Annotated in this window: 9 protein-coding genes; 4 read left to right on the top strand and 5 right to left on the bottom strand. The window is 74.8% G+C overall.

Annotated elements, in window-relative coordinates; translation table 11 throughout:
* Nucleotides 1-6: 6 nt before the first annotated feature.
* Nucleotides 7-948 (bottom strand): factor-independent urate hydroxylase, encoded by a 942-nt coding sequence (pucL, locus tag ACH0A8_RS08840; RefSeq protein ID WP_406907009.1) that lies wholly within the window; start codon nt 946-948, stop codon nt 7-9.
* Nucleotides 949-1,231: 283 nt separating this feature from the next.
* Between pucL and ACH0A8_RS08835 the strand changes: the two genes are divergently transcribed.
* From ACH0A8_RS08835 to ACH0A8_RS08825, 3 genes are read left to right on the top strand one after another with little or no spacing between them, the layout of a single operon-like run.
* On the top strand, nt 1,232-2,065 hold the full coding sequence (locus ACH0A8_RS08835) for an FAD binding domain-containing protein (protein WP_406907008.1): 834 nt from the start codon (nt 1,232-1,234) through the stop codon (nt 2,063-2,065).
* Complete coding sequence (locus ACH0A8_RS08830) at nt 2,062-4,857, top strand: molybdopterin-dependent oxidoreductase (protein WP_406907007.1); 2,796 nt, start codon at nt 2,062-2,064, stop codon at nt 4,855-4,857. Before ACH0A8_RS08835 ends, ACH0A8_RS08830 begins: the two co-directional genes overlap by 4 nt.
* A complete protein-coding gene (locus ACH0A8_RS08825) occupies nt 4,857-5,840 on the top strand; it encodes an XdhC family protein (RefSeq protein WP_406907006.1) in 984 nt (327 codons plus the stop codon). Before ACH0A8_RS08830 ends, ACH0A8_RS08825 begins: the two co-directional genes overlap by 1 nt.
* Nucleotides 5,841-5,969: 129 nt before the next feature.
* Here the strand turns inward: ACH0A8_RS08825 and ACH0A8_RS08820 are convergent, their stop codons facing one another.
* Nucleotides 5,970-7,268, bottom strand: coding sequence for an amidohydrolase family protein (locus tag ACH0A8_RS08820; protein WP_311206020.1), 1,299 nt, complete (start codon nt 7,266-7,268; stop codon nt 5,970-5,972).
* A gap of 147 nt (nt 7,269-7,415) precedes the next feature.
* On the opposite strand from ACH0A8_RS08820, the gene ACH0A8_RS08815 reads away from it, so the two are divergent.
* Nucleotides 7,416-8,813 (top strand): amidohydrolase family protein, encoded by a 1,398-nt coding sequence (locus tag ACH0A8_RS08815; RefSeq protein ID WP_311206019.1) that lies wholly within the window; start codon nt 7,416-7,418, stop codon nt 8,811-8,813.
* 31 nt (nt 8,814-8,844) lie between these two features.
* On the opposite strand, the gene ACH0A8_RS08810 is transcribed toward ACH0A8_RS08815, so the two are convergent.
* From ACH0A8_RS08810 to ACH0A8_RS08800, 3 genes are all read right to left on the bottom strand, one after another.
* Nucleotides 8,845-9,225, bottom strand: coding sequence for a hypothetical protein (locus ACH0A8_RS08810; protein ID WP_251160298.1), 381 nt, complete (start codon nt 9,223-9,225; stop codon nt 8,845-8,847).
* Nucleotides 9,226-9,326: 101 nt separating this feature from the next.
* Nucleotides 9,327-10,853 carry a PucR family transcriptional regulator gene (locus ACH0A8_RS08805; protein WP_406907005.1) on the bottom strand — a complete coding sequence of 509 codons (1,527 nt, stop codon included), beginning with the start codon at nt 10,851-10,853 and terminating at the stop codon, nt 9,327-9,329.
* A complete protein-coding gene (locus ACH0A8_RS08800) occupies nt 10,850-11,932 on the bottom strand; it encodes a DUF917 domain-containing protein (protein ID WP_406907004.1) in 1,083 nt (360 codons plus the stop codon). The genes ACH0A8_RS08805 and ACH0A8_RS08800 overlap by 4 nt, the downstream gene beginning before the upstream one ends.
* Nucleotides 11,933-11,960: the final 28 nt, after the last annotated feature.

Below are 11,960 nucleotides of genomic sequence, written 5' to 3'. Positions count from 1 at the left end.
CGCCGCTCAGACGAACGCCGGGACGGACGTCCAGGCTGCCGGGGCGTCCTCGACCCCGTCACGCACGACCGTGCCCGAGATGAGTCCGTAGGGACGGTCGGCGGCGAAGAACACCTCGCCCGGGTTCTCGAGCCCGAACGGGGACAGGTCGACCAGGAAGTGGTGCTTGTTCGGCATCGAGAAGCGCACTTCGGCGATCTCGGGGAACGACTCGATCGCCGCGCGCCCCATCGCGAACAGGGTCTGCTGCAGGGCGAGCGAGTGCAGGTCCGCGAAGGTCGCGAGCATCCGGTCGAGCACGCCGGTCCACACCCGGTCGTAGTCGATGCCGTCGGCGACCGCCTCGGGTGTGTAGCGCCACCGCGCGGTGACCGACGTCGCGAGGATCCGGTCGTCGGTCTCGGCGAGCGTCGTGTACGCGTCACGCGGGAAGCCGTGGAACTCGCTGCCCGTCGACTTCAGGACCGTCAGGTCGGTCACGCCGGCGAGCACGTGGACGTCGTCGCCGTCGACCTGCACCACGGCGGTGCGGGTGCCGCGGCCGGACCGGACGAACGCGTGGTCGTGCGCCCGACCGTCGACCGCGATCCGCTCCCAGGCGTGCTGCTCGGCGGACAGCGTCGACCCGTCGTACCAGTCGAACGCCGTCGCGAAGTGCCGGCCGAGGCGGAGGAGGAACTCCTCCGGGGCGCCCACACCGTGCTCCTTCGCGAACGCGTAGACGGTGTTCTTCTGCGTGTCCGTCGCGACGACCTTCGCGTTGTCGCCCTGGGTGTAGGACTCGGCGAGCGCCGCACCGCGCAGCTGGGTCGTGACCGTCAGGTCCTCGATCTCGTGGCGGTCGGTGTCGCGGGTGACCCGGACGAGGCGGACCTCGGCCTTGCCGTACTGGTTCGCACCGAGGCGGACGGACGTGCTGACGGGGGCTGCGGTGGCGGTGGTGTCCATGCGGCGACGATGACAGCCGCGTGTTTCGGTGGTGCGTCGATCAGGTCACGAGCTCCGTCCGCCGAGCCGGCCCGGTCGTGACGCGGCCGTCGTTCCCCCGTAACGGTGCCGAAACACCCGTTCCCTAGCGTTGCCGCCACGAACCGATCCGACCGAGGAGGCACCGTGGCGCGCAGCACCGCACCCCGAGCGTCCTCGGCGTGGAACCGCGGGATGATCGCGCACGGCCGACGACCGGGCGACACCGTCGTCACCCGTCCCGCCACCCCGATCGGACCCCTGCATGGACCTCGTCACCGTCCGCACCCTGCGGACACCGTCGCACCGCGACGACCTCGCGCTCGCACCCGGTGAGCAGCCGCTCGCCGGCGGCACCTGGCTGTACTCCGAGGAGCAACCGGGAACCACCGGCCTCGTCGACCTGACCGGCCTCGGCTGGCCGGACGCCGAGCACACGCCGGAGGGCCTGCGGCTCGGTGCGACGTGCACCATCGCGGCGCTGCTGCGGCTCGACCCCGAGCCGGGGTGGCGTGCGTGGCCCCTCGTCGAGCGGTGCGCGAACGCCCTGCTCGCGTCGTTCAAGGTGTGGAACGCGGCGACGGTCGGCGGGAACGTGGCGACCGCGCTGCCCGCGGGAGCGATCACGGCGTTGCTGGTGACCCTGGACGCGACGGCGGTCGTCTGGACGCCGGACGGCGGGGATCGCCGCCTGCCCGTCGCCGACCTCGTCACCGGGGTCCGCGCCACGGCACTGGCGTCCGGCGAGGTGGTCCGCGCGTTCGACGTGCCGGAGTCGGCGCTCAGGAGCACCACCGGGTACCGCCGTGTGTCGCTCAGCCCGCACGGTCGGACCGGCGCGCTCGTGACCGCGCGCTGGGACGCCGACGGCTTCGTCCTCGTCGTCACCGGCGGGACCCCGCGACCGGTCGTGCTGCGGTGGGACGCGGTGCCCACGGCTGCCGAGGTCGACACGCTGCTCGCCGCCCACGACGACTGGTACGACGACCCGCACGGCTCCCCCGACTGGCGCCGGGCGGTGTCTCGCCGCTTCGCCGCCGAACTCGTCGCCGAGGCCGGCGGCTCGGGTCTCGCTGCTGCGGAGGGGGACGCCCGATGAGGTTCGAGGTCGACGGGACGACCGTGGACGCCGCCCCGCAGCCGGGCCAGGTCCTCCGCACCCTGCTCCGCGAGCACGGTGGCACCAGCGTCAAGAAGGGCTGTGACGCCGGCGACTGCGGTGCCTGCTCGGTCCTGCTCGACGGGGTGCCCGTGCACTCCTGCATCACACCGGCGCACCGGCTCGAGGGTCGCGTGGTGACGACGGCCGCGGGCCTCGGCACGCCGGAGCAGCCCCACCCCGTGCAGCGGGCGTTCGCCGAGGCCCCCGGGTTCCAGTGCGGGTTCTGCACCGCCGGGTACGTCGTCACCGCGTCCGCCCTCGACGACGACCAGCTCGCCGACCGACACCGGGCGCTCAAGGGCAACCTCTGCCGGTGCACGGGGTACCGCGCGATCGAGGACGCCCTCGACGGCGTGCGCAACACGGCGTGCCCGGGTGCCGGGGCCGCCGTCGGCACGTCCGTCGCGGCCCCGGCGGCGATGCGGATCGTGACCGGGGGCGAGGAGTACACGCTCGACGTCCGCCCGACCGAGGCGCTCCTGCACGTGGCGGTCCTCGGCAGCCCCCACCCGCACGCCCGCGTCGTGTCGATCGACGCGAGCGCGGCCGAGGCCCTGCCCGGTGTGCACCTCGTGCTCAGCCACCACGACGACCCCGGCGTGCTCTTCTCGACCGGGCGGCACGACTCGCGGCTCGACGACCCCGACGACACCCGCGTGTTCGACCGGGTGCTGCGGTTCCGTGGGCAGCGCGTGGCGGCCGTCGTCGCCGACAGCGTCCGGATCGCGGAGCAGGCGTGCGCCGTGCTTCGGGTCGAGTACGAGCTGCTGCCGAGCGTGCACGACGTCGACGCCGCGCGCGGCCCGGGCGCTCCCCTGCTGCACGGCGACAAGACGACCGCCGAGCACCGCATCGCCGAGCCCGGCCGCAACGTGGTCGCGGCCCTGCACGGCGAGACCGGCGACGTCGAGGCCGCGCTGGCGTCCGCCGTCGCGTCGGTCGACGGCACCTGGAGCACCGGTCGTGTCTCCCACGCGGCACTCGAGACGCACGCGACCCGCGGTTCGCTGGACCGGGACGGGAGGCTCGTGCTGCGGACCGCCACGCAGGTCCCGTTCCTGGTCCGCGACGAGATCGCGCACGTCTTCGGCCTCGACCCGTCGCGTGTGCGGGTGGTCGCCAAGCGCGTCGGCGGTGGGTTCGGCGGGAAGCAGGAGATGCTCACCGAGGACCTCGTCACCCTCGCCGTGCTGCGCACGGGTCGGAGCGTGCAGTACGAGTTCAGCCGCCGTGACGAGTTCACGATCGCGCCCACGCGGCACCCGATGCGGGTGCGTGTCCGGCTCGGTGCGGACGCGTCCGGCCGCCTGACCGCGATGCACGTCGACCAGGTGATGGACACGGGCGCCTACGGGAACCACGGCGTCGGCGTCATGTTCCACTCGGTCAGCGAGTCGGTCGCCGTCTACCGCTGCCCGGCGAAGCGGGTCGACGCCGAGTCCGTCTACACGAACAACCTGCCGTCGGGGGCGTTCCGCGGGTACGGCCTGGGCCAGGTGGTGTTCGCGATCGAGTCGGCGATGGACGAGCTCGCGCGTCGGCTCGACCTCGACCCGTTCGAGCTCCGGCGGCGCAACGTCGTCGTGCCGGGCGACCCCCTCGTCGTGACCGATCCCGACGAGGAGGACGACCTGCGCTGGGAGGGCAGCTACGGCCTCGACCAGTGCCTCGACCTGGTGGAGGACGCGCTGCGCGCGCCGCTGCCCGAGGTCCCGCCGATGGACGGCCCGGAGCTCGACCCGCCCACGGCGGACGGTTCCGGGGACTGGGCGTACGGCACCGGCATCGCGCTGGCGGCCATCGCGACGATGCCGCCCCGTGGCCACCACGCGCACGCGACCGTCGAGGCCACCACGGACGGCCGCTACCGGATCGGGGTCGGCACGGCGGAGTTCGGCAACGGCACGACGACCGTGCACACCCAGCTCGTCGCGACCGCCCTCGGCACCACGCCGGACCGGGTCGACGTGCACCAGTCCGACACCGACGCCGCGCAGTACGACACCGGTGCGTTCGGCTCCGCCGGGGTGGTCGTGGCGGGCAAGGCGCTGTTCGCGGCGGCCGAGGACCTCCGCGAGCAGCTGACCGCCCGCGCGCTCCGGATCGTCGCCGCGCGCACACCCCGTGCCGCCTCCGGGCCGCTCGGCCCCGCCGTCGAGGTCCTGCCCGGCGGCGTCCGCGTCGGTGACGAGGTCGTCGGACACGCCGAGCTCCTCGCCGAGGGACCGCTGGTCGCGCACGGCAGCCACGACGGCACCCCGCGGTCGCTCGCGTTCACGGTGCACGGTGCCCGTGTCGCGGTGCACCGACCGACCGGCGAGGTCCGGGTGCTCCACAGCGTGCAGGCCGTCGACGCCGGCACCGTCCTGAACCCCGAGCAGCTGCGCGGACAGGTCGAGGGCGGCGCAGCACAGGCGATGGGATCGACCCTGTACGAGGAGGTCGTGCTCGACGACACCGGTCGCGTGACCACCGACGCCTTCCGGTCGTACCGGGTGCCGAAGATCTCCGACGTGCCCCGCACCGAGGTCCGCTTCGCCGACACGCACGACCCGCTCGGACCGCTCGGGGCGAAGTCGATGAGCGAGGCCCCGTACAACCCCGTCGCCCCGGCGGTGGCGAACGCCGTCCGCGACGCGATCGGCGTGCGTCCGTACCGCCTGCCGATGACGCGCGACCGTGTATGGGCGCTGCTGCAGGGCGACGCGACCGACGCCGGAGGTGCGTGATGTTCGAACTGGCACCGCGCCTCCTGGCCGTCCTCGACACGGGTGCACCGGTCGTCGTCGCGACGGCGGTCTCGATGACCGGCAGCGCGCCGAGCGGCGTCGGGACCTCGATGGCGGTGCTGCCGGGCGGACAGGTCGTCGGCACCATCTCCGGAGGCTGCGTCGAGGGCTCGCTGTTCCTCACCGCCGAGCAGGTGCTCGAGACCGGCGAGGCGGTGTTCGAGCGGTTCGGCTTCGACGACGACCCCGACGCCGTGTGGGCCCCCGCGCTCCGGTGCGGTGGTCGCGTGGAGGTGCTCGTCCACCGGGTCACGTCCGACGACGCCCTGCTCGTGAGCGCGCTGCGTGACGCCGCGGCCGGTCTGCCGACCTCGCTCGCCGTCTCGCTGGAGCCGGGGACGCTCGGGGTGGTCGTCACCGCTCCGGACGGGTGCCGCGACCGGGTCTTCGTCGAGCGCAGTGACCACCGCCCCCGCTGCGTCGTCGTCGGCGCCGTCGAGACCGCCGTCGCCGTGACGAACGCCGCCGCGGTGCTCGGCTACGCCGTGACCGTGGTCGACCCGCGGCCGGTGTTCCTGACGGACGAGCGCTTCCCGGCCGCGGACGAGCGGATCGTGGGCTGGCCGACGCGCGTGCTCGAGGGGTTGCCCGTGGACCGGACGACCGCCGTCGTGGTGCTCGCACACGACGACCGGTTCGACGCCGAGGTGATCGACCAGGCGCTCCGCCGCGGAGCCGGGTACGTCGGCGCGATGGGCTCCCGATCGACCCACGAGCGGCGGCTCGCGGAACTGCACGCGCTCGGCACGCCGGACCTCGATCGGCTCCGCTCCCCGATCGGTCTCGACATCGGCGCGCGGACCCCGGCCGAGACGGCCGTCGCGATCATGGCCGAGGTCGTCGCCGTGCGGACGGGCTCCTCGGGAGGGGCGCTGACCGGCGGGTCCGGCCCGATCCACCGCGTCCCCGCGCGGGTCCCCTGACGCACGATCGCCCGTCGCGGTGTGCACGGGCGCGTCGTGTGCGTCGCGGTCCTCCTCCTCGGCCGGCGTGCGGGCCGAGGAGGGACCAGACCGGGACGGCGCGCCCCTCCCCAGCTCGGTGGCTCGCGTTCAGACCGCGGCGGGGGTCCGGGCGAGGCGCTCGCCGAGCCGGGCGGTGATCTCGCGCTCGTCGCCCGTCACGAGTCGGAAGTCCCGGACGACCACCCGCCCTCCGACGACCACGTGCCGCGGCCGACGACCCGGGGACGCCCAGAGGAGCCCCGCGACCGGGTCCGCGACGCCGGCATCGGCGACACCCGAGACGTCCCACACGCACAGGTCGCCCGCGGTGCCCTCGCCGAGGTGCCCGAGCTCCGGCCGCCCCAGTCCCGCCGCCGACCCCTCCGTCATCATCCCGAGCACCTGGCGCGCGGGCAGCTGCGGCCCGACGAGCGCGGACACCTGCATCGCCAGACGCCCGTCCGCGAGCAGGTGTCCGGCGTCGTTGCTGCCCCCACCGCTCGTGCCGAGGCCGACCGGGATCCCGGCCGCCGCGAGCTTCGCGACGGGAGCGACCCCCCACCCCATCGGAACATCGCATCCCGGCGCGTGCGTCGCCGTGACGCCTGTGGTCGCTAGTCGTGCGATCTCGTCGTCGGTGACGTCGCAGAGGTGCGCGATCGTGACGTCGGGCGCGAGCCAGCCCCACTCGTCGAGCAGGTCGAGGGGCCGACGGCCGTACCGCTCGAGCGCGATCGCGGTGTCGACCTGCTCGTTCGCCTGGGTCCGGCGCCGGAGACCGTGCCGTTCCGCGACCTCGCCGAGCGCGCGGAACGTGGCCTCGCCGTCGGAGTGCACGCCGGCCGGACCGACGGCGAACTGGAGACCGCCGTCCGGGTCGACGCCGCCCACCGCACGCTCGTGCAGCAGACCGGTCGCGATCGCGTCTGCCGAGGCCGCTGCGCGCTCCGGGGCGTCCCGCGCCGACCCGCGCACGAACACGAGCCGTCCGCCGAGACCACGCACCCCGTCGACCGTCGCCGCGGCGAGCGCCACGGTGTCGTCCGTGCTCACGCCGGACGGCCAGTTCAGGTGGTGGTCGGCGATCGTCGTGACGCCGGACAGGAGGCCCTCCGCGGCTCCGGCAGCCGCCGCCAGTCCGTACAGCTCGGGATCGTGCCCGGCCCGGCCGTACGCCGCCGCCATGGTCGGCAACCAGTCGGCCATCGGCACACCGCGGGTGCCGGGCAGGGTGCGGAAGGCGGTCTGGAGCAGGTGGTGGTGCGCGTTCACGAGACCGGGTGTGACCACACAGCCGGACACGTCGAGGGTGGTCACGACCTCGCTGCCGTCGTCGATCACGACGTCGCCGTCCCGTTCGGTCCGGGGGTCGACGAGGACACGGTGTGCACCGGTGACGGTCAGCATGCGACGGTTCTAGCAGCCGCCTGTTTCCGGGGCGTGACGACGGGTCGCACGGTCTCGCCGACCCCGCCCGTTCCGGTCGACCGCGCCGCGCGGTCCGGGAAACCCGGCGGTGACACCCGCGAAACACGGGCACCCTAGGTTCGCCCCATGACGCAGACCCTGATCCGCGCCGGCTGGGTGCTCACCGCCGCACCGGACGGCTCCTCCACACCCGCAGCGATCCGCGACGGCGCCGTCCTGCTCGACGGGGACCGCATCGCCGCCGTCGGCACCTTCGCCGAGCTGTCCGCTGCGCATCCCGACGCACCCGTCCGCGGCGGCGCGTACGACATCGTGACCCCGGGCTTCGTGAACACACACGGCCACTTCAGCGAGGGGCTCATCACGGGCATCGGCTCGCAGTACACGCTGTGGGAGTGGCTCACCGCACTGATCGGCCGCGTCAACCCGGTGATGACCCGCGAGAAGGCGTACGCCGGCACGGTGCTCCAGGGCATCCAGCTCCTCCGGAGCGGTGTGACGACCGCGAACGACATGTTCTGCGCCGACCCGGTGCCCGACGAGCCGGCGACCCCGGGTGTCGTGCAGGCACTCGAGGACCTCGGGCTCCGCGGTGTCGTGTCGTTCGGCTCCGGCGACGTCGACCGCGACTTCGGCGCGACCCCGATCCTCGACGAGTTCGAGGCCCTGCGCGAGGCCGCCGACGCCAGCCGCTACAGCACCTTCCGCGTGGGCGTCTCGTCGATCGGCCGGTACACCGACGACACCTGGCAGGAGCACGTCGACTACGCGGTCGCGGGCGGCCACGGGGTGCACGTGCACTTCCACGAGGTGCGCGAGGAGGTCACCGCCGCCCGGCAGCGCACCGGTCGGACGGCGATCGGCCACGCCGAGGCGACGGGCATGTTCCAGGTCCCGGTGATCGCCGCGCACAGCGTCTGGGTCGACCGCGAGGACCGCGAGCGCTACGCCACGCACGGCGTCGGGGTCGCGCACAACCCCGTCGCGAACGGCATCCTGGCGAGCGGCATCGCGCCGGTCGCCGAACTGCGAGCGCTCGGCGTCCCTGTCGGGATCGGGGTCGACGGTCCGGCGTCGAACGACTCGCAGGACTTCCTGCAGGCGATGAAGACCGCGGCCCTGCTCGCCCGCGTCCGCGACCTGCAGGCAACCGCGATGAGTGCACGCGAAGCCCTCGAGATGGGCACGATCGGCGGCGCCCGGGCCCTGCGGATGGAGCAGGAGATCGGGTCGCTCGAGCCCGGCAAGCGCGCTGACCTGGTGGTGTTCGACGGCGACTCCCCCACGCTGGCGAACGTGCACGACCCCTACCAGGCGGTCGTCTTCGTCGCGGGCAGCCGTGAGGTCCGCGACGTCTGGGTCGACGGCGAGCTGAGCCTCGCCGACGGCGACGTCACGAAGGTCGACGTGCGCGAGGCGGTGGACCGCGCCCGCCCCCTCGCCCGCCAGCTCGTCGCCGAGGCAGGGCTGGAGCGCCTGTCGGCGCTCACCGGTGGCGCGCTCGACGACACCGAGCGTCCGTAGCGGCGCACGTGCGACCGATCGGCTGTGGGGCTCAGCCGAGCGTGATCTCCCGGATCGTCGCCGACACCGTCGACGGATCGTCGGCCGTGGTCTGCGCGGAGCACGACCACTCGACCGGTTCCGTCGCCGTTCCGTGCTCCTCGCGCCGCACGGACGACTCCCCGGTGACGGCGGCCACCGTCACCCCGCTCGGACCGGACGATCGCTGCTCGACGCCCGTCGACCGGGTGTCGACGACCTTCCACGGGGTCGTCCCGTACTGGTCACGCCACCAGGCGACGATCGCCGGCCCGACCCTCGTCTCGCACGCCGCGCGCGCAACCCCGTCGAAGGAGGTCTGCTGCTGCGTGCAGCCGGTGAGCGCGACGAGCACGACCACGACGGCCGTGGCCGCGACGGTGCGGGTCCTCATGCACCCATCGTGCCGAACGCCGTGCGGCGCGTACAGCCCGGGGACGCCGGAGCGCGCGACGCGGCGACCGATCCGCTGCACGACGCACGGTCGCCCCCGCGCTACGCCCCGCCGAGCGCCCGCGTCGCCAGGTGCAGCGCGAGCCGGGTCTCCGGGTCGCCGAGGTCCACGCCGAGCAGCCGCTGCACCCGGTCGATGCGATCGGCCACGGTGTTGCGGTGCACCCCGAGCACCGCGGCCGTCTCCGCCACCGAGGACTCCGCGTCGAGGTACGCCGCCAGGGTCGAGCGGAGCGCCCCGCCCCCGCGCTCCAGGGGCGCGAGGAGCTGCTCCGCCGCCGGCAGGAACGTGTCGGTCTGCGTCCACGCGAGCAGCAGCTGCGCGAGGCCGAGCCGGTCGACGTGCACGAAGAAGCCCGACTCCGGTCGCGCGGCGGCGAGGCGGACGGCGTCACCCGCTTCGCCGAGCGTCCGCACGAGCCCCGCCGGACCGGCGTGCACGCTGCCCACGCCGGCGTTCGTGTCGACCGCGGTGCGCAGGGCGTTCTGGGCGGCGCGCACCGAGGCGGCGAGCGCGGCGACCGCGGCACGGTCGGGTTCGTCGGACGACGAGCACCAGAGCGCCCACCCGTCGGTCTGCTCGACCACGACCACGTCGAGCCCGTGCGCGTCGAACGCCGTCTCGACCTCGCGTCGCAGGGCCACCGCGTCGACCGGCTCCCGCGCGACGAGCCGGACGCCGACGTGCCAGGCGTCGAGCTCCCAGCCGGCGGCGATGGTCCGCTGCACCAGGGGTGGCGCCGGTGCCCCGTCGGCGCTCCGGACGTCGTCGAGCATCGTCATCCGGTACCGGGCGTCGCGCTCGTCGTCGAGCCGGGTGAGCACGAGCCGGTGTCCGGCCGCGACCGCCGCGACCCGCAGCGCGGTCGCGAGCACGACCCGCTCGGCACGCACGGGCGTGGTGGTGCCGACCGCGAGCCAGGCCCGCGGTCCGATGCCGGTCGGGACGGGCACGGCCACGACCGTCTCCCGGTCGTCGGTCGCCCAGACCGGCTCGCTCGTCCCGACCGTGCGCGCGAGCAGTGCCGCGGTCGCCGGCGCGACCCCCGCACCGCGCAGGGGACGTCCCGACGCGTCGAGGAACCGGATCGCGTGTCCGAGCTCGTGCTCGAGCCGGGTGAACAGCTCGTCCAGGGCGGGTCCGGCGTCGAGTCCGACCCGCGCCGCGACGACGGCGGCACGGGCAGCGGGAGCGTCCCCGGACCCGATGAGCTCGTGCACCCGCACGGAGGCGGCCCACGGGTCCGGGGTCACGACCACCGCGACGCCGAGTCGATCGGCGAGCGCGGCGGTCCCGGCGCCGGGCAGCGGTGCCCCGTCGGCGAGCCCGACGACGAGCACCGCGACGCCGGCGGTCGCCGCCCGGCGGAGCAGCACGTCGAACCGGGCGTCGAAGCGCTCGACCGGGGTGAGCAGGACGACCGCGGAGTCGTCCGTCCCGAGCTGCCGACCGACGTGCTCGGGCGGGCCGACGAGTCCGCGCACGGTGGTGACCGTGCCCGTCGCCGGTCCGACGAGCAACGTCGTGCCCTCGGGCAGCAGGGGCAGGAAGTCCGAGACGGGGATCACGCTGCGGCCTCCGGCACGGCGTCGGCGTCGATCCCGAACGCGCGGGGCGCCACGCGTGCCGTGCGCTCCGGCGACGCCCACCACCACGGCGCACCGGGCAGCACGAGCACCGCGAGATCGTCCCCGACCCGGGCTCGCTCGGTGCTGACGGGCCGCAGGGACCTGGCGTCGACGACGACGATGCAGCTCGGGGTGCTCGCGACCGGTTCACCGTCCACCAGGCAGTGCACCCACTCGCTGCCCGCCTCGACCCGGACGACGGCGCCGGTGGCCGCGTCGCGGATCGCCATCGACCCGTGCACGAACGCGACCGCGTCCCCGCCGCGCTGCACGTCGAGCACGCGGCCGCGGGCGACGGCACGAGCGCCGTCGAGCCCGACCACGAGGTCCTCGACGCCGGCCGCGGCCGCAGCGACGCGTCCGGTGCGCAGGGCCCGGTCGACACTGCCCGTGATGCAGCGTGCGGCGAGCACCTCGGCGTCGACGGGGCCGACCGCGAACGCCGCCCACCCGCCGCTGTGCGAGACCGCCTCGCGCCAGACCGTCTCGAGGTCCCGTGGGTCCGACGAGTCGACCACGATCCGCAGGCCGCTGGACGTCACCGCAGCGGCGGTGACCGAGGGCGACGACCCGACGAACAGGGAGAGCTGGTCGATGCGCGGCGTCGCCCGACCGACCAGGTCGGCGTCGACGAGCGGCAGGCCGACCGCGTGCGCCGTGAGCGCCGCGGCCGGTCCGGTGACGCCGCCGATCTGCGCTGCGACGACGGCGTCCGCCCGACGGCCGGTCCAGCGTTCCACCGCGGCGAGCGCGTCGGGCAGCTCTCGCCCGCTCGGCGTCTTCTCCTCGAGCACGGTGGTCGACCCGACGAGCCCCACCGCCATCACCGCGCGGACACCGCCGCCGACCGGCACGACCGGCACCCGGGCGTCGCCGAGCGCCCGCCGCAGGGCGTGGGCCATGTGGTCCACCTGGCCGCCACCGCCGCACCCGAGGAGCGCGGTGCCGCGTGCGAAGTCGTCGACGTCGTCGGCCCGGAGGCCCGTCACGACCCCGTCACGCTGCTCGCCCTGGTGCACACCTGCGATCCTCGCGCATCGGCGCCGC

It is taken from the genome of Curtobacterium sp. 179-B 9B NHS (assembly GCF_045370965.1).
GTDB lineage: Bacteria > Actinomycetota > Actinomycetes > Actinomycetales > Microbacteriaceae > Curtobacterium.
Note: the sequence above shows the minus strand (reverse complement) of the source record. Positions and strands in the feature narration are given on the sequence as shown.

Bases quoted from the DNA above. Each gene is read 5' to 3' on its own strand.
- ACH0A8_RS08810 (WP_251160298.1), bottom strand. From the start codon at position 9,225: ATGAGGACCCGCACCGTCGCGGCCACGGCCGTCGTGGTCGTGCTCGTC.
- ACH0A8_RS08825 (WP_406907006.1), top strand. From the start codon at position 4,857: ATGTTCGAACTGGCACCGCGCCTCCTGGCCGTCCTCGACACGGGTGCA.
- ACH0A8_RS08815 (WP_311206019.1), top strand. From the start codon at position 7,416: ATGACGCAGACCCTGATCCGCGCCGGCTGGGTGCTCACCGCCGCACCG.
- ACH0A8_RS08830 (WP_406907007.1), top strand. From the start codon at position 2,062: ATGAGGTTCGAGGTCGACGGGACGACCGTGGACGCCGCCCCGCAGCCG.
- ACH0A8_RS08835 (WP_406907008.1), top strand. From the start codon at position 1,232: ATGGACCTCGTCACCGTCCGCACCCTGCGGACACCGTCGCACCGCGAC.
- pucL (WP_406907009.1), bottom strand. From the start codon at position 948: ATGGACACCACCGCCACCGCAGCCCCCGTCAGCACGTCCGTCCGCCTC.
- ACH0A8_RS08820 (WP_311206020.1), bottom strand. From the start codon at position 7,268: ATGCTGACCGTCACCGGTGCACACCGTGTCCTCGTCGACCCCCGGACC.